Annotated in this window: 21 protein-coding genes; 10 read left to right on the top strand and 11 right to left on the bottom strand. The window is 34.5% G+C overall.

Features of this window, described 5'->3' with window-relative positions; genetic code table 11:
• Window positions 1-13: 13 nt before the first annotated feature.
• Window positions 14-673 (top strand): alpha/beta hydrolase, encoded by a 660-nt coding sequence (locus U6A24_RS21500; protein ID WP_324182086.1) that lies wholly within the window; start codon window positions 14-16, stop codon window positions 671-673.
• Window positions 674-676: 3 nt separating this feature from the next.
• On the opposite strand, the gene U6A24_RS21495 is transcribed toward U6A24_RS21500, so the two are convergent.
• Window positions 677-1426 carry a LytR/AlgR family response regulator transcription factor gene (locus tag U6A24_RS21495; RefSeq protein ID WP_324182085.1) on the bottom strand — a complete coding sequence of 250 codons (750 nt, stop codon included), beginning with the start codon at window positions 1424-1426 and terminating at the stop codon, window positions 677-679.
• A gap of 5 nt (window positions 1427-1431) precedes the next feature.
• Window positions 1432-2478, bottom strand: a complete 1047-nt coding sequence (locus U6A24_RS21490) for a sensor histidine kinase (protein ID WP_324182084.1) — start codon at window positions 2476-2478, stop codon at window positions 1432-1434.
• 247 nt (window positions 2479-2725) lie between these two features.
• Between U6A24_RS21490 and U6A24_RS21485 the strand changes: the two genes are divergently transcribed.
• Window positions 2726-3310, top strand: coding sequence for a hypothetical protein (locus U6A24_RS21485; protein ID WP_324182083.1), 585 nt, complete (start codon window positions 2726-2728; stop codon window positions 3308-3310).
• 205 nt (window positions 3311-3515) lie between these two features.
• Window positions 3516-4340 carry a M57 family metalloprotease gene (locus U6A24_RS21480; protein ID WP_324182082.1) on the top strand — a complete coding sequence of 275 codons (825 nt, stop codon included), beginning with the start codon at window positions 3516-3518 and terminating at the stop codon, window positions 4338-4340.
• Window positions 4341-4420: 80 nt separating this feature from the next.
• Here U6A24_RS21480 and U6A24_RS21475 read toward each other — a convergent pair whose 3' ends face one another.
• The 3 genes from U6A24_RS21475 to U6A24_RS21465 all read right to left on the bottom strand — a co-directional run bounded on the left by U6A24_RS21475 (window position 4421) and on the right by U6A24_RS21465 (window position 8685).
• Window positions 4421-5209 carry a hypothetical protein gene (locus U6A24_RS21475; RefSeq protein ID WP_324182081.1) on the bottom strand — a complete coding sequence of 263 codons (789 nt, stop codon included), beginning with the start codon at window positions 5207-5209 and terminating at the stop codon, window positions 4421-4423.
• 352 nt (window positions 5210-5561) lie between these two features.
• Window positions 5562-6152: a YdeI/OmpD-associated family protein gene (locus tag U6A24_RS21470; protein WP_324182080.1), complete on the bottom strand. Its 591-nt coding sequence runs from the start codon at window positions 6150-6152 to the stop codon at window positions 5562-5564.
• Between the two features lie 148 nt (window positions 6153-6300).
• Window positions 6301-8685: a glycoside hydrolase family 31 protein gene (locus tag U6A24_RS21465; RefSeq protein ID WP_324182079.1), complete on the bottom strand. Its 2385-nt coding sequence runs from the start codon at window positions 8683-8685 to the stop codon at window positions 6301-6303.
• 290 nt (window positions 8686-8975) lie between these two features.
• Between U6A24_RS21465 and U6A24_RS21460 the strand changes: the two genes are divergently transcribed.
• Both U6A24_RS21460 and U6A24_RS21455 read left to right on the top strand, forming a co-directional pair.
• Window positions 8976-11840, top strand: a complete 2865-nt coding sequence (locus U6A24_RS21460; RefSeq protein ID WP_324182078.1) for an esterase-like activity of phytase family protein — start codon at window positions 8976-8978, stop codon at window positions 11838-11840.
• A gap of 624 nt (window positions 11841-12464) precedes the next feature.
• On the top strand, window positions 12465-12878 hold the full coding sequence (locus U6A24_RS21455) for a lipocalin-like domain-containing protein (protein ID WP_324182077.1): 414 nt from the start codon (window positions 12465-12467) through the stop codon (window positions 12876-12878).
• A 668-nt stretch (window positions 12879-13546) separates the two neighbouring features.
• On the opposite strand, the gene U6A24_RS21450 is transcribed toward U6A24_RS21455, so the two are convergent.
• The 3 genes from U6A24_RS21450 to U6A24_RS21440 all read right to left on the bottom strand — a co-directional run bounded on the left by U6A24_RS21450 (window position 13547) and on the right by U6A24_RS21440 (window position 15688).
• Window positions 13547-14344, bottom strand: a complete 798-nt coding sequence (locus U6A24_RS21450) for a type 1 glutamine amidotransferase domain-containing protein (RefSeq protein WP_324182076.1) — start codon at window positions 14342-14344, stop codon at window positions 13547-13549.
• A 69-nt stretch (window positions 14345-14413) separates the two neighbouring features.
• Window positions 14414-14923: a hypothetical protein gene (locus U6A24_RS21445; protein WP_324182075.1), complete on the bottom strand. Its 510-nt coding sequence runs from the start codon at window positions 14921-14923 to the stop codon at window positions 14414-14416.
• A 3-nt stretch (window positions 14924-14926) separates the two neighbouring features.
• Window positions 14927-15688, bottom strand: a complete 762-nt coding sequence (locus U6A24_RS21440; RefSeq protein ID WP_324182074.1) for an MBL fold metallo-hydrolase — start codon at window positions 15686-15688, stop codon at window positions 14927-14929.
• A gap of 166 nt (window positions 15689-15854) precedes the next feature.
• On the opposite strand from U6A24_RS21440, the gene U6A24_RS21435 reads away from it, so the two are divergent.
• Window positions 15855-17306: a TonB-dependent receptor gene (locus U6A24_RS21435; protein WP_324182073.1), complete on the top strand. Its 1452-nt coding sequence runs from the start codon at window positions 15855-15857 to the stop codon at window positions 17304-17306.
• 83 nt (window positions 17307-17389) lie between these two features.
• Here the strand turns inward: U6A24_RS21435 and bcp are convergent, their stop codons facing one another.
• The gene (gene bcp, locus U6A24_RS21430; protein WP_324182072.1) at window positions 17390-17839 is read right to left on the bottom strand and encodes a thioredoxin-dependent thiol peroxidase; all 450 of its coding nucleotides are present in this window, start codon (window positions 17837-17839) and stop codon (window positions 17390-17392) included.
• A 158-nt stretch (window positions 17840-17997) separates the two neighbouring features.
• Between bcp and U6A24_RS21425 the strand changes: the two genes are divergently transcribed.
• The gene (locus U6A24_RS21425; protein ID WP_324182071.1) at window positions 17998-18666 is read left to right on the top strand and encodes an endonuclease III domain-containing protein; all 669 of its coding nucleotides are present in this window, start codon (window positions 17998-18000) and stop codon (window positions 18664-18666) included.
• 17 nt (window positions 18667-18683) lie between these two features.
• On the opposite strand, the gene U6A24_RS21420 is transcribed toward U6A24_RS21425, so the two are convergent.
• Together U6A24_RS21420 and U6A24_RS21415 are read right to left on the bottom strand one after the other, a co-directional pair.
• On the bottom strand, window positions 18684-18830 hold the full coding sequence (locus U6A24_RS21420; RefSeq protein ID WP_324182070.1) for a hypothetical protein: 147 nt from the start codon (window positions 18828-18830) through the stop codon (window positions 18684-18686).
• Window positions 18831-18903: 73 nt separating this feature from the next.
• Complete coding sequence (locus tag U6A24_RS21415; RefSeq protein ID WP_324182069.1) at window positions 18904-19488, bottom strand: RNA polymerase sigma factor; 585 nt, start codon at window positions 19486-19488, stop codon at window positions 18904-18906.
• Window positions 19489-19727: 239 nt separating this feature from the next.
• On the opposite strand from U6A24_RS21415, the gene uvrA reads away from it, so the two are divergent.
• From uvrA to U6A24_RS21400, 3 genes are all read left to right on the top strand, one after another.
• Window positions 19728-22508 (top strand): excinuclease ABC subunit UvrA, encoded by a 2781-nt coding sequence (gene uvrA, locus U6A24_RS21410; protein ID WP_324182068.1) that lies wholly within the window; start codon window positions 19728-19730, stop codon window positions 22506-22508.
• Window positions 22509-22643: 135 nt separating this feature from the next.
• Window positions 22644-23288, top strand: a complete 645-nt coding sequence (locus U6A24_RS21405) for a peroxiredoxin-like family protein (RefSeq protein ID WP_324182067.1) — start codon at window positions 22644-22646, stop codon at window positions 23286-23288.
• Between the two features lie 115 nt (window positions 23289-23403).
• Window positions 23404-24108, top strand: a complete 705-nt coding sequence (locus tag U6A24_RS21400; RefSeq protein ID WP_324182066.1) for a hypothetical protein — start codon at window positions 23404-23406, stop codon at window positions 24106-24108.
• The last annotated feature ends 206 nt before the right edge of the window (window positions 24109-24314 follow it).

Raw genomic sequence — 24314 nt, 5'->3', positions numbered from 1 at the left:
GAATTAAAGAATTATGCAAACAAAAACATTGTCCCTCTACCATATCATTAAAGAACCATCCATAAAAAAGGAGAAAACTCCGGCACTATTCATGTTTCATGGATACGGAAGTGATGAAAATGATCTATTTTCATTTGCTTCAGAATTACCAGAAGAGCTTTTTATTATCTCTGTTCGTGCCCCACGCCCTATGCAGCCCTATGGAAATGCTTGGTATGCAATCTATTTTGATGCTGCAGATGGAAAATTTAGTGATGATAAACAAGGAATAGAATCTCGAGATAAGATTGCCAATTTTATTGATGAAGCAATACAAGCTTATGATCTGGATCCGGATAATGTAACGCTTTTAGGATTTAGCCAGGGAACAATTTTAAGCTATTCGGTAGCACTTTCTTATCCTTCAAAAGTTAAAAATGTAATTGCTTTAAGCGGATACATTAATGATGCTATTCTAAAGGAAGGTTATCAAAGTAATGATTTTTCACACCTAAATATCTATTGTTCTCATGGTAGTGTTGATCAGGTTATTCCTGTAGCATGGGCCCGAAATGCTCCTACTCACCTGGCAAAGCTAGGTATTAGTACCAAATTAAATGAATTTCCGGTAGGTCATGGAGTTGCACCACAAAACTTCTACCAGTTTAAAGAATGGTTAAGTAATTTGATCTAACGTTTATTTAATTAACCTTTTGGTGAGCAACTCTCTGGCAATCTCTTTATAAGAACGACCAATAGGAACTACTCCATTATCATTGGTAACACTATTGTTATCAAAACGTTTTACATGCGCCATATTGATGATATAGGATCGATGGACGCGAATAAAATCATGAGCAGGCAATTTGGTTTCAAATTCAGAAATTGGCATAAGACTTATATGGGTCTCTTTTGTAGTGACAATTTTTATATGATTCTTAATAGCTTCCACTTGCAAAATTGAAGAAAAATCTATTTTCAGAAAGGACCTTTCAGACTTTATAAAAACATGATCTAGTGCTTCAGAGTTTTCTATTACTTTTTCTTTTTCCTCTTTTTCGGTATTGGTTATTTGATCAGTGGTATTCACCAAGCGTTTAATACGGCTAATAGTTTGAAGAAATCTGTCTAGTCCAATAGGTTTCAATAAATAATCTACCACTTCCAATTGAAACCCTTCAAGCGCATACTCTCTATGAGCGGTGGTAAGAACTGTGAGAGGTTGTTTTTTTAACATTTTGAGCATAGAAAGACCGGTCATTTTGGGCATTTGTATATCCAAAAACATGACATCAACACGTAAATCATCAATAACCAAAAAGGCTTCAACTGCACTGTGAAAAATACCTACAATTTTAAATCCAGGCACATTTTCTAAATGCTTGGCAATGACTTTTGTGGCCATTTCTTCGTCATCAATAATGATACAATTTATTTCTCTGCTCATTGGCTTTATGATAATCTGATTTCCAAGTCTACTTCAAACATTTCTCCTTTCTTAACAATCAATTTATGTCTCTCGGGATAAATTAATGCCAATCGTTTCGTAATATTTTTCATTCCGATTCCCGATTTTACACTACTGTCAATAGAAAATTCGTTATATGTGTTTTTAATAGAAAAGTTTAAGGTACTATTACTTACTTCGATTCTCAAATCAATGGTAGATTTCCCTTCCTCTTTGGCCGGACCATGTTTAAAAGCGTTCTCTACAAATGGAAGTAAGATTAAAGGTGAAATATATGCCCCACATGGCAATCCTAATTTTTGATACTTAAAATCCAGTTTTCTATCATATCGCAAACGCTCAAGTTCGATGAAATTTTCTAAATTATCAATCTCTGAAATTAATGAAATCAACTCAACATCACTTTCATATAAAAGATAACCAAGGATCTCTGAAAGTTTAACAATCGATTCCCCTGCCTTTTTATCATTTGATAATACCATCCCGTAAATATTGTTCAAGGTATTAAACAGAAAATGGGGTTGCACCTGGTTTTTTAAATACTTCAATTCAGCTTCTATCTTTTGCTGTAACAAATCTTGATTGCGCTTTCGTTCTTGTAAAATATTCTGGAAAAACTTTATGCCCAATACGAAAGAGGTAATATATATTAGTTCTATGGACTTATAAATAGAACTTGCATGATCGGTGTAGTATCCGGTTTTTCCCAAAATCGTAGGGTAAATCATCTCATAGTATAACATGAGTAACATCCAACCAAAAATACCAGCGGTTAGTATTGTGGTAATTATAAATTTAAGATACTGCTTTTTGTAAAGAAACTTTGGCATTAAGACATAGGCAATCACGTATGCACACCCCATTTTTATTGGAAGCACTACTAATTCATGACTTATGCATCGCCAAAGTGTTCTGTTGTAAACAGTAAAATAGTTTATTAATACATACAAAGTACTCCATGTCATCCAATAAAGAACATGACGACTTATTCGCTCTAACGTCCAACCTTTATGGGTTCCTAACCAATTCATACTACTATATTACAATTAATTATGGTCTATTACGTCAAAGAGTTCAATTTTTGTGACCAAGGCCCAGAAATAAAGGACAAATAACCAATATGTTACCAAATTAGCATTCGTATAAATACTAAGGTTATTAATCACAAAAAACTGACATTTCAAGCTATCCATATTCTAAGTTTATACACTCGTCCCATTGTCAAAATTGGCATTCTCTATTGGTATACATTTATAAAAACATTTAAAAATATTCATCATGAGAAAGTATTCAATTTTAGCAATATTCACATTAATATGTACGCTATGCTTTGCAAGAGAAGATTTTAAAAACGTTGTACTTGTTTCTTCTGAAAATAGAAATATTATACTCGAATATTATGGTTTAGAAAAGATTAGTACAACGCTAACCATCAAAGACGAATCTCATTCGGTTCTGTTTCAGGAAACAAAGACAACTCCCAATTTATTGACAAACGAGTTTTTGTTGAATGAACTAAGCGGAAATACCTTTATTGTGCATCTCGAAAACAAATACAAGAGTATTAAAACTGCGTATAGATTTGACGAATCTAGAGATCAAGCAATACCAGAAGGTAATGCTATTGAGGTGTTTAAACCCATCTTCTCACAAAAAGGTAAAGAAGTGACAGTATATCTTTTAAATTCATTTCAAAAAAAAGTGACTATAGAAGTTATAGATATACATGGTAGTAATTTGGTTCCAAAAATAATAACGACAAAATCTGCAATTACACAAGTATTTGATTTTTCTTCTTTTACCAAAAAGGCAAGGATACGCGTTAAAAATAGCCAAAGTTTTACTAAAGAATTCAAATTCTAGTATATAGCGTTTGAATTGTTTATGTTGACAAAGACCTTTCTTGGTTCAAAACCCAAGAGGGGTCTTTTAATTATAACGGTTTTACCATAAAATTTTGATTGTAAAATTACATTACAACATTCTAAAAATCAGTTTATTACATTTGAATAATTGTTTTTTTTGATTTATATTTAGGATACACAAAAATCAACTTAAATAGTTCATTATGAAAAAACTCAAATTATTTGTTGCACTCACCGCATTGATGAGTGTTTTTTTTGTTGCCTGTGAGCAGGAAGAAGAAACGATGGTTACACAAGAAGTGTCAGACGAAGTTTTAATTGCCCTTAAAGATGCAGGGTTTAATGTTATAGACCAGCCTCCTATTAAATTCGAAGAAAGTTATATTGTAGAAGGTGACATTTTACTAACGTACAAACAGATCTTAAACCTAGCAGAAACCAAAGGGGTTTTAGTTAACTCAAAACAGTACAGTACAAATAACCTGGTAGCCACCAATGGTAACAGAAATATTACCGTGTTTGTGAGTTCCAGGTTTAATTCTGCGACTGTTGCTGGCGTTGATTTGGCAATTCAACGTTACAATGCAGAAAATTTGGAACTTACTTTCCAGAGAGTTAACTCTTCAAGCAATGCCGATATTGTTATCAACAGGCTTAATTTCTTTTTAGAATTTTTTGGAGTATTAGGTTCTGCCGGTTTCCCAACGGCTTCTGGTGATCCGTTCAATCAAATTTCTTTAAACGGACGGTTATCTAATCTAGGCTTTGATACCGGTGGTATTGCAACCATCGTGGCTCATGAGATGGGGCACTGTATTGGTTTCAGACATACAGACTTCTTTGACAGAAGTATTTCCTGTGGTGGGTCTCCGAGCAATGAAGGAGATGGTGGTGTTGGTGCCAATCTGATACCTGGAACACCTGCAGGTGCTACATTGGCAGCGGGATCTTGGATGTTAGCCTGCTCAGACGGGGGTGATCGTCCATTTAACGCAGATGATCAAACTGCCCTTGATTTTCTATATTAATTAATATGTAGTTAAACAAAAAAAAGACCATTCTGGATTCTACAGAATGGTCTTTTTATATATAATAATAAACTTTACTTTTAAATTCTTGTGGCCGGTCTATACTCTTCTAACATAGGCATCACCTTCTCATACATAAACATGTAAAGCGACCTCATAACGTCCATTTTAGTCTTTCGAATAACGACAATTACCAAATTACGGAAACTTATAGGTATAATACTCAGCAAACCTTTGTTACATTCCTCTGCAGCAATTTTGGAAGTAAAATAATTGATAAATACATTTTCACTTCTATTTTCTTCGAATTTCTTTTTTACCTCTTCTACCTCAGTTATTTTAAAAGGTACACCAATAACGTCGTTTTCAACTTCGTTCATATTGAATAGCGTAATTATTCTATTCTTGACATTGTTAATATGCGTAGACTCGACAAGTAATGGATTTGGATACGTATACTTCCAATACTTACAAGTTGCTGAATATACTATTGGATTCATAGTGATTCCAACAAGGAAAACGTTCTTTAATGGGTTCTTTAATTTGGCTTTAATCATAGAACTCATTATTAAACTCTTTGGAAAATAAGAAGAAGCTCTCTCCTCTTCTATTATCCCAAGACCGATACGTATGTAGATATCCTTTTTACAATTTGGATTTTTGCAATACATAAAATAAGCCATTCCGATATCTTTTCCATTTTTGGTCATGATATGGACATCCATTTTTTGATACTTTGAAAAAAGTTTTCGAAATTGAGTAATAGGTACTTGATCACTTATTGAGGCTACAAATAAATGATACAACCTATTTTCAAAAGAAGAATTCTCTTTAATCTCTCTAACACGATGATGTTCAAATTTTGTCATTTTACAATTCTATTTTGGAGGTTTAAAATGTAAAATCGAACGAATTTTTTCCTTTCGACATGGTACAAAATTAGGAGATTTACGCTTTAAAAGAGTTAAATAAAGGTGTAAATTAAAATGTTAACATCTTGTTAATTATACACATTCAAGAGACTGTAAATTAAAAAGTTAACTACAACAATAATTGTAAATTTATGGTTTAAACGTACTAATTTTGTTGGGAATACATGTGATTCTAGAGTGCTGATTTAAGCCATATTATGGATTTGATAAAAAAGAAGTGTTCTTATTAAATTTTTGTTAACAGCGAAGTAAGAAAAACTTAGCGCAAAAGGGTAAAATCCCCCTAATTTTATCTGTATTTATCATTAAGTCCTACTCCTTCTAATATCATAGGAGTAATTTTTTCTAACCTGGATAATCGAGTTGCTTCTCGTTTTGCTGTTGCAATATATTCTATAAATTCTTTTTGCTTAAAGGGCGTTAATTGATCAAAGGATTTTTTCAGATCTGTATCTGAAGTCAGAACACGATCTAATTCAATAGGAATTGTTAGCGTTTTTGATTTTTCTGGTTTTATTTCCTTTCCTTCTTTTTGATTTTGGATAGCCTCTTGTACATATTTAAGGACCAGGTCTTCATCAATTTCACTTAGTGATGAGAATCTCCATTGCCTTAAGCCCTTTGTTTTGCCTTCTTGTGCATTAATCAATTTATTCTTTTGGTCTTTTAAGAAAACACCCTGGTGAAACCAAATACCAACATAAGATTTGAATGCTCCTAATCCTACAACATTTTTACCATCTATTGTATATGTTGGAGCGCCCCATTTAATAGTCTCTTTCATTTCTGTGGAACACATAATATTTCTTAAGGTTGTAATTTCCTCTAGCCATTCTGAGTTATTTTCAATATACTCGTCTATAGATTTACTATATTTCATCTTAAATCGTTTTTACTGTTTATTAATTTCATTGAAATTAATAGGAAAAGTGAGCTTTAAAATCTAAAAAATATACTGAGAAAGTCTACATAACCCATTCTATTTAAAAGATTTCATGAGAAATAAGTATAAATTTACAACAATACTATTAAATGTTTACTTTTATTGTTTTGGTCGTGATAGAGTCCCAATCAAGAGAAATTTTTAGTGTTTTGGTTTCTTCATCCCAAATCGTATTTCCAATACCATCAGATTTTGAATCTTCATCAATATTATGTATTATCAATGTAATCTTTCTATCAATTGATTTATAATTAGCCCCGCGTTCTGCTGCCAAAGAAATCGACAAGTCGTTCTCAGAAGTTTTACCTTTGAATTTCAATAGTTCATAAGCACCATTTTCGAAAGCATTTGGTGTTTTACCATCGTCATTATATAATTTCCCAGAACTTTCTTTAACTGAAATATCATGATAGTAATGCAACGTAAGTTCTTTGGTTGAATACTGATCTGTAGTTTGTACTGGTGCAACCATAGGGACAAAAGATCCAGCTTTAACAAAAACAGGAATATGATCTTCTGCTACATTTACGGTCGCATATTTACCTCCTTCATATTTCTCTCCAGAAAAGAAATCGTACCAATTGCTTCCTTTTGGGAATGGAACATCCATAGAAGCAATGCCCGGTTTAACCACCGGAGATACCAAAAAGTTATCTCCCCATAAATACGTATAGCTCACCTCATAAAATTCCTTGTTTTCTTGATCTTCAAAAAATAGTGGACGCATAAGCGGTACTCCTGTTTGATTATTCTCAAAAGCAAGGGTATAGTTATATGGAAGCAAGCTATAACGAAGCGCTACACTCTTTTTGGCCAGCGCCTTGGTTTCCTTATCATGAAAAACAGGCTCCGGTGCAATATGTTCCTGAGCATGAGGTCTAAATATAGGTTGAAAAACACCATATTGTAACCAACGTGTGTACAATTCGGGATCAAAAGTTTCTCCACCGGCGAATCCTCCAAGATCAGAATGCATATATCCTAATCCTTGTATTCCCATAGAAAGTGCTATTTCGGTTTGTGGTTGTAATCCTCCCCAACTTCTACTCACATCTCCCGACCATGGGATCATACCAAATCGTTGTGATCCAGAATATCCTGCCCGCATCAAAATAAAAGGTCTTTGATCTGGAAAGTCCTTTTTATATCCTTCTTGTACCAATCTGGCCCAATCATGTCCGTAAGTATTATGCACTTCGTCTGCACTACCCGTAGCATGCAGTAGCTTTGATGGATGCACCTCTGGCTCTCCCAAGTCACCCCACCAACCTGCAACTCCATATTCTTGGGTATAGGTTTTGTAAATGTTCCAAAACCACTCTTTCCCTTTGGGATCATAAATATCAATAATTCCAGTGTTTCCGAAATAAAAGTCGTATCTAAAAGGATTACCAATGGAGTCCTTACCCAAAACACCCTTCTCGACGGCTTCTTCCCATTTTTTGGAAGTACTTAATACAAAAGGTTCGGTAATTAAAACGGTTTTAATTCCTTTACTGGTAAAATCATTAATCATTTGCTTTGGCGTCGGGAAAGAATCTGTGAGGAACTCAAGATTTCCCATATGTCCTTGTATTTCTTTCCCAAACCAATAAATATCAAGAATAACGGCATCCAACGGGATGCTATCTTTTTGAAACTTCTCAACGGTCTCCCTGGTCTCTTTTTCAGAATGGTAACCAAAACGACTTGCAAAGTTTCCAAAGGCCCAACGAGGTGGTAATGGTTGTTTTCCGGTTAAATCGGTATATGCATTCATCAAATCCTTCCAATCGTCTCCAGCAATTACTTGGTAGGTTTTTCTTCCACTTATGGTTTCATATTGTAAGGTATTATCTTTCTTACTGTCGATATCCAAAAACCCAATTGGTGCATTATCAAAATGAACTGCATATATTTTTGAAGAAAGTATCAAGGGCATTGTATAATTCATCAACTCTGATGCTGTTTCATAGCCATAATGTGCACGATTATAAAGTTGAAGTTTTTTTCCTCTACGATTCATCCCCACTACCCTTGCTCCCGCTCCATAGATTACTTCATCCTTGTCCAGGTTAAAATCAAGAATCTCTGTAGAATCTGTTTTTACATACCCCTTATTTTCAGAAATTAATTCTTTCCCTTTATAGGTATATCGAATATCAAACGGCTCTTTGGTAATATGAGCAACTATTCCCGAAGTTGCATACGTAATTGTATTCTTGTCCTCTTTTATTTTCGCATCTACACCTGCAGAAAGTACAACAGCATGCGACTCTTTAGTAAAGGTTTCTCCTTTGGGGATGAAAGAAGTCTCTATAATTTTATCTGAATACGGTTTGATGATGTATTTACCATTGTCTTTAAAAACTTCAATATAAGTTCCTTTATCATCAAAACCTTGATATGGACCTTCATACTTCTTTTTACAAGAAAAAGTTATTGCTATGCTTATTAAAACTAATAAAGAGGAAAGAAACTTTGTTTTCATTACCAAAATAAGGTTTGTTGTTTATGTGAAAGAGACCAAATATAAAAGAATACTTGTAAAACTATGCGATTACAAATCTTGATCTTGTAGAATTATTAAATTCTCAATGAAGCACTCATATTATTGAATACATTCTAAGCAGATTCTTGCAAACTACCTCTTGTTTTTATTGTTAATATAGGTAACCTTATCCTAATCATTTGTTTAAAAACAATCAACAATTCGGTAATATGACTAACGTACTTTTAGGATGTCTTTAACCAAATTAATCTTAATCGTATTACACTATCATGAAACGTTTTTACTCAATCATTTCCACATTAAAACAGCTTGTACAGGTAAGTACAGTATGTTTCGGCCTTAGTTTATCAGCACAAGCTCAGAATAGCCCTATTGAGCATAAAAAAGAAGAAAAAGCACAATTTGATATTCCGGTAGATAATTTCTTTAAAAATACCCCCCCGAAAGGAATTGGTTTGTCCTTATCTAACTTTGGAGATATTCTGGTAGCGAGAGCGGTACTACCAGCAGCAAGTTTCTCTGAAGGACCTACCTCAGGACAATATATAGGTTCAGAATTAATCAATCAACAACCCGTTCCTTTTTTCAACAAACAACCTGTACAAGGGTTCTCTGCTGTACTTAATAATTATGACGGAACCTTTATGGCATTATCGGATAATGGGTTTGGCGGTATCGAAAATTCTGCAGACTACAACCTTCGTATCTATAAGATACTACCAAAATTTGAAACCTTCCTGAAACGAGGTGAAGGTACTATTGAAATTCTGGATTTTATAGAACTAAAGGATCCTAATGGGTTGATCCCTTTTGCTATCGTAAACCATTTCAGTGATCATAGAGTATTGACAGGAGCCGATTTTGATATCGAATCTATACAAAGAACAGAAAATGGAGACTATTGGATCGGTGACGAGTTTGGCCCATTCTTATTACACTTTGATAAAAATGGTGTATTACTAGATGCTCCGTTTTCCTTACCAGACTTCGAAAATGAAGGAAAAGATCTTCGTGCTCCTCAAAACCCGTATAGCGAAGAATTCAGTGCTTTAAGAGTGATGAATGCCATGAGAGCACATGCACAAGCCAACGGAAGTAAAAACCCGGTAATGTCTCCCTGGTTTGTGATGCTTGATGATCAAAACGAAAATACCAACGTTGGTAGCCGTAAAAATCCACCTAGTGGTCTTAAATCGGCTTCTAGTGAGTTACATAACGTGTCTTCTTTAAATCGTGCCGCACATGATGTTGTTGTTTATACCGTCAATGACCTTGAAAACATGAACCTACTCCTTGATCTTGGGGTACAGGGTATTATTTCTGATCGTCCTGATCTTTTATTAGAAGCAGTACAAAATTTTGATAATAACAAAGATGGGCACCCCGATTTTATAGATGCCAACGGACTTATAGATGTTACCCTATTCGATGCACAAGGCCACCGAGGCGCGAGAAATCTAAGACCAGAAAATACGTTGCCTTCTATGGAAGCAGCCCTGGATTACCTGATGCCTACCTTGGAAACTGATACAGGAATTACATTGGATGGTGTTCCTATATTAGATCATGACCCGCATATAGAAGCTGCAAAAACCAGGAAAGCTGATGGTACTCCCTATGCATTTGAAGATGAAGTACTGGTAAAGGACCTTACCCTTGCCGAAATTCAAAATACATTTATAGCCGATAAAATTTTAAGTGGAAGACCCGCACAAACGAATAACCTATCGTTATCACCTGTATCAGTAGCATTTGCAGCGCAAAAAGGATTTATCGATCCGTATATCATACCTTCTTTACAACAACTATTTGATTTTGTAAACTTTTATGTTGAATATTACAAAAACGGACCTGGGGCGTCAGATCCCGAAGCTACGAAACGTTGGATGAATGCTTCCAGGGTCCGTTTTAACATAGAAACCAAAATCAATCCGCGAACCGATACTGATGATCGTGGTGATATTTTTGCCGAAAGAACCGTAGATCCAGAAACATTTACCAAAGCTGTAGCAGATGCAATTGTAGCCAACAATCTAGAAGGTCGAGCAGATATACAAAGTTTTGATTTCAGAACCTTATTAATCGCTCATAAAAAATACCCAACCATTCGCACAGTGTGTTTGTTTGGAGATTTCCCAAAAGTTGGTGAATCTGGAGATGGCACTAATCTACAGGATCAAAATGGAGAAAACACGCCATGGTTAGGTGGCTTGTATTGGCCATACCGAAGTACTAAACTTGATACCCCTTTTAGAGTAAAAGGAAGCGGTGGTTTTGAAGGAATGGCTTTAACCACCGATAACAAAAAGTTGCTTCCGCTTCTAGAAAAACCGCTTGTGGGGGCTGAAAATAATAATTTATTGATTCATGAATTCGACTTAGCCAGTAAATCATTTACCGGTAAGAAATTTCAATACCCTATGAGTGAAAGAGCTAGTGCCATTGGAGATTTTATCATGTTTAGTGAAAACAGAGGGTTGATTATTGAACGCGATGGATCACAAGGCGATGTAAACGGTTTCAAAGCAATCTATGAAATTGAATTAAATGAAGACGACGAGTTGGTTGCAAAAAATCCCAATGTTGATCTCCTAAAAATCAATGACCTAAGAAGGATCTCTCTTCCGGGATTAGATGGAGATGTGGGAATCGGCAAGGATTTTGCTTTTCCATTTGTAACTATAGAAAGTGTTGTTGTTTTTAATCCCTTTTTAATTGGGGTATTAAATGATAACAACTACCCTTTTAGTATTGGGCGTCATGTTGGTACTGGCTTACCCGATGATAATGAATTTATCATGTTATGGTTAGACCAACCTCTTGGCAGACCATGGACAAATGATGATCAGACAGACAATTTGACTATCAGAAATATTAAAGTCTATCCAAATACCTTTAAAGATCAGGTTACCTTTTCATACACCGGTAAGAAAACAACCAATGTCAATATCGATATATATGATCTTTACGGAAACTTGATCACAAAATTGGCCACAAAACAACAAAATCAAGAAAACTTCAATTATACCTGGAATGGTAAAACCAATGATGGATCTGAAGTCCCAAAAGGTGTATATATTGCAGTCATAGAAGCAGATGGAGCCTTTATCAAAAAGAAACTCTTAAAAAGATAACCAGCCTTAACCAACTTAAATAGAGATTACCTAAAACCAAAAAAAAGCTGCTCGATTTGAGCAGCTTTTGTGTTTTATTCACGATACTAAACCTCGGTGCAAGCAAGAGGCATGTATAGGAAATTAAATGTAAAATTTCAAGGCAAGCCTCCTTTAGCATTTAAATCTCGCCGCGCTTGCCATTAGGCAGGATTATCGAGTAAAGATTATGTTTTAATGGCACTATTTTTGGCAATTGCGATGGTCTTTTTAAGAATGAAATAATTCTCACAGGTAAGTTGTTGCTGTTATGTAGTCGTTGAATCAAATAGCTGTTGTCCCATAATTAAATCGTTTTATCCCATTTTATTTTTATTCTAAACGGACATTCTTTTTTTTGATGTTTGTTTCGTGAAACATGATTAAACCATTAATAGAATTAAGAATAGGTTCGAATATATCGATACGAGAAATATATGCGGATCTAAACATTCTCAAGATATTTTTAATCATATAGAATTAGGAAATCATCTGCCCGCTCCACAAAATCTTCTGACTTCGCGAAACGATCAAAGGCAAAAGTGAATAACTAAAAAAAAAGAAAATACAATAGCAAATATTCATAAACACTAATTTTTTAAAACTATGAAAAAAGCAATTTTAACATTCGTAACAACTATTTTTTTAACAACCGCATTTAGCTGTAGTATTGATGATAATGGCGGACTAGTAGATCCTATAGCTGGAAAATGGAATTTTACCGGACATATTAGACAAGGAGAAGAAATAACCCTGAAAGATTGTGACAAACTAGATTTTATAATCTTTGCAGACAATAATACATTCGAAGAATCTAATAGCGAAATTAATACATCAAATGAATGTCAAGCTTTTGCATATGCTGGAACCTGGACAAAGACCGAAGAAGGCAAATACACCGGAAAGTACAACAACGATGATGATGTAATCACCTGGGAACTTAGTGAAGATGGCAAAACCCTTATCGATATAGAAGAAGATCAAAATTTTAGAAGAATTCTTATTTATACAAAAAAGTAATAATTGTAATCCGGGCAAATACAACTTGCTATTTGCCCGGATGCTGTTGTTTTGTGAAAAACTAAAAGGAATAACCAGTAATACAAACAGCAATGTTGAGAAATAACACCTTTATAAAAACATGTATTTCTGTAACCCAATCGCCCCTACTAGCGCCAGAATGTTTCTGGTGCCGGTAAGAGTAAGAAGAAGTAGAGATGAGTATAAGCAAGGTTTTTATAAAAATAAAAATTAACAATACGATTAAAAGCACATGGGATACGAGACACAGTCTCGCACCAGCGGAGGATAATTTTTAAGGAAAAACAGGCCTGAAACTCCGGCAGCTTATTATCCCATCAGAATGTGTTGCCGGAAAACCCGGCACAACTTTCCGAGCGGGGAATATGCTGCCGGAAAACCCGGCACGTTTTTCCGGGCCCGGAAAATGTTCCCGGGTTTTCCGGGGCGTTTTTCCCAGGTGTAGAATCATTCTAAATAATTTAAGTTACATATAGCCTATGAACCATGTATTGGTCATGCTACAATGAAAAAGTTTTAAGAACAGAGAATTTTACTATTGGTATAAAACTTAACGTTTTTTATAAAAGATAAAATAGTTTTAAAGTAGATTATAATTTTAATAAGAGCTGCCATTCTAAGCAGCTCTTATATTTTTATGATCAAGTTTATTGAAGTTTTTTGACCAAAAGATCGGCCACCAATTCTGCAGAAGCCGGGTTTTGTCCTGTAATTAATAATCCGTCTTCGACAGCATAAGGATTCCAATCGGCAGCTTTAGAATAAATCCCGCCATTTTCTTTAAGCATATCTTCTACCAAAAAAGGAACAACTTCTGTAAGTGCTACAGCGGCTTCTTCTCCATTTGTAAAACCGGTTACTTTCTTTCCTTTTACAAGCGAAGTTCCATCTTCGTTTTTGGTATTTTTAAAAACTGCGGGGGCGTGACAAACAGCTGCCACGGGTTTATTGTTTTTATAAAATTCTTCAATTAAAGAAATAGAGTTTTGATCTTCAGACAGGTCCCAAAGTGGTCCATGCCCTCCTGGATAAAATATAGCATCAAAATTTGATTGACGCACTTCTGTCAATTTTAGTGTATTTGCCAATTGGTCCTTGGCTTCTTTATCATTATTAAATCGCTTTGTAGATTCTGTTTGAAAATCTGGCAATTCACTTTTTGGATCAATAGGAGGTTGACCTCCTTTGGGAGAAGCCAAGGTAATTTCAAAACCTTTGTCTTTCAAAAAATAATAAGGTGTAGCAAACTCCTCTACCCAAAAACCTGTTTTTACTCCCGTATCACCAAGTTCGGCATGGCTAGTTAATACAAAAAGTACTTTTTTGCTTTGTGTTACTTCTTCTTTTTTAGGTTGAACCTGTTCGGTTACTTTTTCTTTTGCTTCTTTGTTTTTTGCACAAGATGCAAAAGTTATTACTAATAGTGCGATGGCTATTTTGTTCATGATTTTTATATATTTTAAATTATCGTGAACAAAATTACCGCTACAAAGAGACAAAAAAATTGATGTATGTTAATTTCTGGGATACAAAAACGATTTTTCAACTTCAAAATCTACTACGCCATCTTCTCTTACATCGTAAGTTATAAATAATTCCCCCCAGTATACGCCATCTGTAAAATCGGCGATGATCCATTTATGATTTAAGAGACGAACTTTATTGATTGCCATATTTCCTTCCATACCCACAAAAGGAATGATTGGATTATCTTTTCCCGGCTTGTTCTCGCCTATTATCTTATCACTAATCGTTAGAGCCAGCTTAGCCGGATCATATCCCATTTCTTCAAAATAACTTACGGCATCTTCATTACTTTCCAACGAAAAATAAGTAAGGTCCATATTTATATTTATTAAAGAATCTACAGTTGCCGTTTTTAACGAATCTTGCGTTTTTAATCGTTCCTGAAGATTATCAATTTTAGCATCATACGATTCTTTAGCCTTTTTGGCATTCATAAATTGAAAAAGCACAAACAATGCCGTAAAAATAAACAGGTACATAAAAATCTTATTCTTCATATTTTAAATCGTTATTTTCAAGTTATCGTAAGCAATAAATACGTTATTTGGTAAAGTTTTTTCTACTTCGGCATGAAAACCCAACATATGACTAATATGGGTAAGGTATGCCCTTTCTGGTTGTATTTCTTTAATAAACTCTAATGCTTCTTCTAAATTAAAGTGAGAATGGTGAGGTTCTATTCTTAAAGCATTAACCACCAAAACTTTTACTCCTTTCAATTTGGCCCTTTCTTTCTCTTCGACCGTTTTAACATCGGTTAAATAAGCAAAATCTTTAAATCTAAATCCAAATACCTGCAAACGGTTATGCATTGTATTAACAGGTATTACTTCAAGGTCACCCAAAGTAAAAGGAAGGTTGGTAATTTCGTTTTCAAGTACGCTTGGCGCACCGGGGTATTTGTTTTCGGAAGCAAAAATATAATCAAACCTTGTTTTAAGTGCATTTAACACCCTTTTGTGTGCATAAATAGGAATATCACCTTGCCTAAAGAAAAAAGGCCTTATATCGTCTAATCCCATGGTATGATCTGCATGTTCGTGTGTAAACACAACTCCATCGATTCGGGAAACATGGTTAGAAAGCATTTGTTGCCTAAAATCAGGTCCGCAATCTATTACATACGTATATTCACCCCAAGATATAAGAACAGAAACTCTAAGGCGTTTGTCCCGGGGATCTTCACTTAAACATACAGGGTGACTACTTCCTATAATCGGAATTCCTTGTGAAGTGCCAGTACCAAGAAATGTTACGTTCATTACATCTTTTAATAGCGCAAATGTACTTATATTTTTTTGGCAAAAAATATATGAATTTATTAATTATTACCAATATCATTTACAATATGCAGAAAATTGGATTATGACTTTTTTAATAATAATCGTATTAGTACCTTTACATTAAACAAAAAAAGCCCTTTTTACTATGCCTATCACGATAATGGGAGATAAAGAATTTGAATCTGTCCCCTCAATTAAGAGTAAAGCATTACGTATAAATCTCAATCAAAATATTTACGGAACTTTTGCCGAAATCGGTGCTGGCCAGGAAACGGTACGAAACTTTTTTAGAGCAGGTGGCGCATCGGGTACTATCGCAAAAGCCATGAGTGCCTATGATAAAGATTTTAGTGATGCGATTTATGGAATCGAAGATGACAAACGCTATGTTACTGAAGCCAGGCTAAAAAAAATGCTTCGGCATGAAGTAAATCTTATTGAAGAAAGAATTTCTAGAGAGAAGCACCCTAACAAACTTTTTTTTAGCTATGCAAATACAGTAGCAACTATTGATTTTGCAAAAAAATACAAAGGACACGGTTGGGTTGGTATTCGTTATCAAACTACTCCAAATGAAGATTATAACGAAATTATATTACATATCCGTTTCCATGAAAATGATGCGCGTTTACAACAAATTACGTTGGGAATACTTGGTGTAAACCTTATTTATGGTGCGTATTATAAATATGATAATCCTAAAAAGTTATTACGTTACTTATATGATCACCTGGATAAAGATCAAATAGAAATTGACACCATCAACTTTTCTGGTCCAAGATTTACAAAAGTCGATAACCGTTTAATGAGTTTACAACTGGTAAAAAATGGAATGACAGAAGCGGTAATGTTTGGACCCGATGGAAATAATATATTACCCGCCGCGATTTTGTATAAGAAAAACATTTTGGCACTACGCGGAAGTTTCAGACCGGTTACCAAGGTGAATATGGATATTTACAAGAAATCGCTTAACATGTTTTTGAGTGAAAACAAAGTAAATAAAGATAAAACCGTGGTGATTTTCGAGATTACCCTTTCTAATCTAAGAGCCGAAGGTGAAATTGATGAGGAAGATTTCATGGCGCGAGCCCGATTATTATGTTCTCTTGGGCAAACAGTAATGATTTCGAACTTTAAAGAATACTATAAAGTTGTAGAGTACTTCTCTAATTACACCAAAGAACGAATGGCACTGGCCATGGGAGTAAATAACCTGGTTGATATTTTTGATGAAAAATACTATCGTCATTTAAGTGGTGGAATTCTAGAAGCTTTTGGTAAGTTATTCTTTAAAGACCTAAAAGTTTATCTATACCCCTTACACAATCAAGAAACCGACAAAGTTACAAATAGCGACAACCTGAAAGTGCACCCAAGAATGAAAGAATTGTACAAGTTCTTTAAATACAATGGCAAACTGCAGGATATTACTGATTATGATGCGACAATTATGGATATTTTCTCTAGAGAAGTGCTTCAAAAAATCCAGGATGGAGAACAAGGATGGGAAGATCAGTTACCCGAATTAATTCCAGAAATGATTAAAGAAAACAACTTCTTTGGATATAAAACCCCTGAAGAAGCAGTAAAATAAAATATTACTACATATTAAAACAAAAATAGCCAGGTTAATTACTCATTACTACCTGGCTCTTTTTTATCTTATTAATAAAAACACTATAAGATCTGCGCTGCGTGATCTTTGGTTTTTACTTTGGCTATTACTTCAGAAATCACTCCGTTTTCATCAATTACAAAAGTAGTACGGTGTATACCATCATATTCTTTTCCCATAAATTTTTTGGGTCCCCAAACACCAAAGGCTTCAATAACTTTTTTATCCTCGTCGGCCAATAACGGATAAGGTAATTCAAATTTGTTTTTAAAATTTTGTTGTCGTTTTGCGCTATCGGCACTAACACCAATAATCTCATAACCCTGAGCTTGAAAAGTTTGATAATTATCCCTTAAATTACAGGCTTCGGCCGTACAACCTGGTGTACTGGCTTTTGGATAGAAAAAAACAACTAATTTCTTTCCTTTGTAATCATCTAGCGTGATTGTATTTCCATCTTGATCAAGGGCTTTAAAATTAGGAGCCTTATCCCCTGCTTGTAGTGTTGTCATTTTATGAGATTTATGTAATTTATATTTTGTTCAATGTTTATATCCAAAAATAAAACAAAAACTATAATTCTGTCTAGATTTTATAAAAAATTTAATGACATCCTTTTGGACTACTCGTGTGATATTTTAATATTTTAGCACAAAACAACTGTGAAAATATGACTAAACAGGAAAAGATTGATTTTACGATTAAAACATTACAAGAATTATATCCAAAAATTCCAATTCCATTAGATCATAAGGATCCATACACTTTATTAATTGCCGTTTTATTAAGCGCACAAAGTACAGATGTGCGAGTAAATCAAATTACTCCATTATTATTTGATCGGGCAGATAATCCATACACTATGGTAAAATTATCTATCGACGAAATTAGGGAAATTATAAAACCCGTAGGGCTGAGTCCTATGAAATCAAAAGGTATTCATGGGTTATCAAAAATTCTTATTGAAAAGCATAATGGTGAGGTTCCTCAAAGTTTTGAAGCCTTAGAAGAATTACCCGCTGTAGGTCACAAAACTGCTAGTGTTGTAATGTCACAAGCATTTGGTGTACCGGCGTTTCCTGTAGATACTCATATTCACAGATTAATGTATCGTTGGGGGTTTAGTAGTGGTAAAAATGTTGTTCAAACCGAGAAAGATGCCAAACGATTATTCCCAAAAGAATTATGGAATGACCTTCATTTGCAGATTATATGGTATGGAAGAGAATATTCTCCGGCGCGCGGCTGGGATCTCGAAAAAGATATTATTACTAACACAATCGGTAGAAAAACCGTTATATCAGAATATCAAAAATCAAAAAGGCCTATTAAAAAATAGGCCTTTGTTTACGTGTATTAATTCAAAATCGTTTCAAACTTCAAATTACCATACTCGGTAACTTTTAGTGATTTTGAATAATTAAGAAGAAAATCTACTGTTCTTCTACTAGGTACTAAATGTTTTTCTTCTTTCTGTGAAGACTTAAAGTAAAATTTTGCCATATTTTATGATCTATAATTATATTGTTATAGAATGAAAACGGCACTTTTTACTTATTATTATATCAAAGCGTTATTAATTTGTTAAAACTATGTTATTTTTCTCTATAACCTTTCTAAGGTTGATTAATGCATAACGCATTCTTCCAAGAGCAGTATTAATACTAACCCCCGTTTTATCAGAGATTTCTTTAAAACTCATATCTCTATACATACGCATGATCAGCACTTCTTTTTGGTCCTCAGGTAATTCTTGAATTAAATTTCGCAGATCTTCTTCTACCTGATCTTTGATAATTCTTTTTTCAGCATTTAGATTTCCATCGCTAATTACAGAAAAGATGCTAAATTCTCCATTATCCTCAAATTTTGGCATGCGATTTCCTTTTCTGAAATGGTCTATCACCAAATTATGAGCAATACGCATTACCCAAGGAAGAAATTTTCCTTCTTCGTTATACTTTCCATTCTTTAATGTACGAATTACTTTAATAAAGGTATCCTGAAAAATATCTTCAGATACATCTCTATCAAAAACTTTCGAATAAATAAAACTGTAAATACGTTGTTTGTGTCGTTCGATTAGAACCGATAAAGCACTTTCGTCTCCTTTGATGTAATTGTTTACCAGAACTGCGTCTGAAACAGTGTAGTCTTTCATACCTATACTTTATTTTAGTACCAACAAGCTTGGGGCTCGGGCTATGTTAAACTTAAAAAGTAAAGGTATTCTATAGGCGTTCTAGTTTAAAATTTGGTTCATTAGTTGGGGCTAATATAGTAACTATCATTTAAAAACAAACAATTTTCTGTTAATTTTTTTAACTAAACTTTCATTATCAATAGGTTATAATACTTCTTTAGTAATCATTATATTTGCGCTCTCACCGCATGATTACTATGATTCGAGATATTACAACCCTAGATCCAAAAAACAATATTATAATTAAAGGAGCCAAGCTTCATAATCTGAAAGATCTTGATGCTGTAATCCCCAGGAATAAATTAGTTGTGATTACTGGATTATCTGGTTCTGGTAAATCCAGCTTGGCTTTTGATACACTATATGCCGAGGGTCAGCGTAGGTATGTAGAAAGCCTTTCATCATATGCACGACAGTTTTTGGGTCGCCTTAACAAACCAAAAGTAGATTATATCAAAGGTATTGCTCCCGCAATAGCTATTGAGCAGAAAGTAAATTCTACCAACCCAAGATCGACTGTAGGTACCACTACAGAAATTTATGACTATCTGAAACTCTTATACGCAAGAATTGGTAAAACCTACTCTCCTATTTCTGGAAACCTGGTCAAAAAAGATAGAGTAACCGATGTCATAGAATATGTGAAATCCTTCGAGGAAGGAGAAAAGCTTTTGTTACTCTCGCCAATCACTATTGAAAATGGCAGAACTATTGAAGGTAAACTAAAAGTACTCCAGCAACAAGGTTTTGCCAGGATAAAAGTAAATGAAACCGTAGTAAGAATTGAAGAAGGCCTTATAAAAGAAAAAGATGACGTTTTCTTGGTAGTCGATCGAATTGTGAAACGAGACGATGAAGATTTCTATAATCGCCTGGCAGATGCAGTAGACTCTGCATTTTTTGAAGGAAAAGGAACTTGTTATATCGAAACGCTTAGCGACAATAACCAGAGACAGTTTAGCAACAAGTTTGAGTTAGACGGAATGACATTCTTGGAGCCAAATGTACATCTTTTTAGTTTTAATAATCCGTATGGCGCATGTCCAGTATGTGAGGGCTATGGTGATGTTATTGGTATAGATGAAGACCTGGTAATTCCTAATACCGCATTAAGTGTATATGAAGGAGCAGTTTTCCCCTGGAGAGGCGATAGTATGGGCTGGTATAAGGACCAACTAGTGAATAGTGCCTATAAGTTTGATTTCCCAATTCATAAATCGTATTTCGAGTTATCTGAAGAACATAAAGAATTACTATGGAAAGGAAATGAACATTTTGAAGGAATTGATGATTTCTTTAAAGAATTGGAGTCTAAAGCCTACAAAATTCAAAACCGCGTAATGCTTTCTCGTTATCGTGGAAAAACGAAATGTACTGCTTGTAAAGGAAAACGTCTGCGCTCGGAGGCCAATTATGTAAAAGTAGGCACAGCTACCCTTACCGATTTGGTCGAAATGCCATTAAACGAGCTTGCCGAGTTCTTTAAAACTTTGGAACTTAACAAATATGACACAAAAATTGCCAAAAGGCTTCTTAAAGAAATAAATAGTAGGCTTGAATTTTTGCAAAATGTTGGATTGGAATACCTTACCCTTAACCGTAAATCAAATACATTATCTGGAGGAGAATCGCAAAGAATCAACCTCGCTACTTCTTTGGGAAGTAATCTTGTGGGATCAATGTATATCCTGGATGAGCCAAGCATTGGACTACATCCAAAAGATACTGAAAAGTTAATAAAAGTATTAGAATCGCTACGTGACCTTGGCAATACAGTTATTGTTGTAGAGCATGACGAGGATATTATGAAAGCTGCCGACGAGATTATCGATATTGGTCCCGAGGCGGGTACCTTTGGAGGGCATGTTGTTGCCACAGGTTCTTTTGATGAAATTCTAAAAGCAGATTCGTTAACAGCAAAATACCTTAGTGGAGCATTAGAAATAGAAGTTCCCGAAAACCGCAGAACCTCAAAATATTATATCGAAGTTATTGGTGCACGAGAAAACAACCTTAATAATATAGATGTAAAAATTCCGCTCGGTATGTTTACAGCAATTACAGGGGTGTCTGGTAGTGGTAAAAGTACATTGGTAAAGAAAATAATTTACCCATCTGTACTAAAGCAACTTGGTGGGTATGGCGAAAAAGCTGGGCAATTCACAGCGCTGAAAGGAAACTATAGCAATATAAAACATGTTGAGTTTGTGGATCAAAACCCAATCGGAAGATCTTCAAGATCCAATCCTGTTACCTATATCAAAGCATACGACGATATTCGAAATCTTTTTGCCAATCAAAAGTTGTCAAGTATTCGCAATTACAAATCAAAACATTTTTCATTTAATGTAGATGGGGGACGTTGCGAAACATGTAAAGGTGAAGGCGAGGTTACTATAGAGATGCAGTTTATGGCCGATGTGCATCTTGAGTGTGAAACCTGTAGAGGAAAACGTTTCAAAAAAGAGGTATTAGAAGTAACTTTTCATGATAAGAATATTCATGATATTCTGACCATGACCATTGATAATGCCATTGATTTTTTTGCAGAACATAATGAAACAAAAATTCGTAAAAAACTCCAACCTTTACAAGATGTCGGTTTAGGATATGTACAGTTAGGACAAAGCTCCTCTACCCTTTCTGGTGGAGAAGCTCAACGAATTAAACTGGCTTCATTCCTGGTTAAAGGAAACACCAAAGACAAAGCGTTATTTATTTTTGATGAGCCAACTACTGGACTTCATTTTCATGATATTAAAAAATTGCTTAAATCTTTTAATGAGTTAATCGAAAAAGGGCATTCTATTTTGGTTATTGAACATAATTTGGATCTAGTAAAATGTGCCGACTATGTTATTGATCTTGGACCCGAGGGAGGTAAAAAAGGAGGAAACATTATCGCTCAAGGTACTCCCGAGGAAATCGCAAAGAATAAAAAATCGCACACTGGGAAATATTTGACCGAAAAATTATAATTATATTAAAGGGTTTCTTTCGGATATCGTACAGCGATCTTATCTATCCAAAAATTTAACATAATTTCAATATTTTTAATGTAATGTAAAGATTATCATCACGGCTAAGAGCATACTAATTATAAAACCAAAACAATGTCTCTTACCACCGATCTAAAAGCTCGCGCAGCACAATCCCTTGCAAAATATCCTGAAGCAACGCATAAAATAATGAATAATGGTATTCAACAAATACGCGATTCGGGACTAGCAAACAAAGCTTTAAGAACAGGAAATCAAATTCCAGAAATTTCTTTACCCAATGCGGCCAACAAAGTTATTTCGGTTCAGGAAATATTATTGGACAAAAAAGTAATACTGTCTTTTTATCGTGGTGGATGGTGTCCCTATTGTAATCTGGAGTTAAGAGCTTTGCAACAATCCTTACCCGAATTCGAAAAATATGGAGCTACTCTTGTAGCAATAAGCCCAGAGACCCCAGATAATTCATTAACCACTTCAGAAAAAAATAATTTAAGCTTTGAAGTACTATCAGATACGGATAACCAAATTGCTAATGCTTTTAATCTTGTCTTTACTTTACCCAAAGACTTAGTCGATGTATATCATGGTTTTGGTATCGATCTAGAATTGAGTAATGGGAACGCAAAACAGCAACTTCCCATATCGGCTACATATATAATTGATCAAAATGGAACAATCATTTATGATTTCATTCAAGAAGATTACAAACAACGAGCCGATCCTGACGAAATTTATAAGTTCCTAAAAAACAAATAATTAGACTCTTCTTTTCAGAACTTAAAAATTTTTGGCACGCCATTTGAATATTCAATAAACAAATAGCGGAAGCCGAAAAGCTAATTGAGTAGGCACAACCCAAAATAAGTAAGTTATGAAAAAAATGGTACTTTTTATCGCAGCCTTGTTACTAGTAGGTACAACTGCACACTCGGCCGATCATCAACAAGCTGATCATTATGATAGGGTTACAAAACGCTATCACCACGCACAACCAATCGTCTTTATACAAGGTGGTGTTAAATTCTTTGTTTATCCTGAAGGGGATATTGATTTTAAAATCCTTAGAAACAGATCCAGACAAAATGTTTGGAGTAGCCACGGTAGTTTGAATACTCCCGGAGGATATTATGGATACAACAACCCTTCTCGTTATAACAGAATTGTAAGATACGACTACTACGGAAGGTTAAAGAAAGTAGGTCCAAATTATATTAGTTACGATAGATTTAATAGAGTACGAAGAATTGGCGCTACATATCTAAGATATAATAGAAGAGGCTTGCTTTACCAAATCGGAGGATTACACATCTATTATAACAGATACGGTACTATTAAATATGTAGAAGGAAATGTTCATTACACAGGATGTGGTTATTGTGGAATAGATGGATGTACCATGACTCATGACCCATACTATAATCAAAACTGGAGACCTGAAGTCTTTGACAGAGGTGATGATGACCATTATTATAAAAACAGAAAAAGAAAAAAGAGATATCATAATCATGACGATGATGATGACGATGACGATGATGATGACGATGATGACGATGATGATGATGATGATGATGATTAAAATATAGATTAGTTGTTGGTTAGTTGTTTAAAATCCCGTTACCAAATACTTCAAGGTAACGGGATTTTTTTATTGGCACCGCCAAAGGGTATAATACCCCAAGGCTTGCCTTGAAATTAAAACTGGGGTTCATATAAATGCCCCGCGGGCTTGCCCCAAGGATCATTTTTACTTATAAAGTGTTGTTAAGGTGCAATAATAGACAT

It is taken from the genome of Aquimarina gracilis, assembly GCF_035285365.1.
GTDB lineage: Bacteria > Bacteroidota > Bacteroidia > Flavobacteriales > Flavobacteriaceae > Aquimarina > Aquimarina gracilis.
The sequence above is the reverse complement of the archived record's forward strand: the minus strand, read 5'-3'. Positions and strand labels throughout refer to the sequence as shown.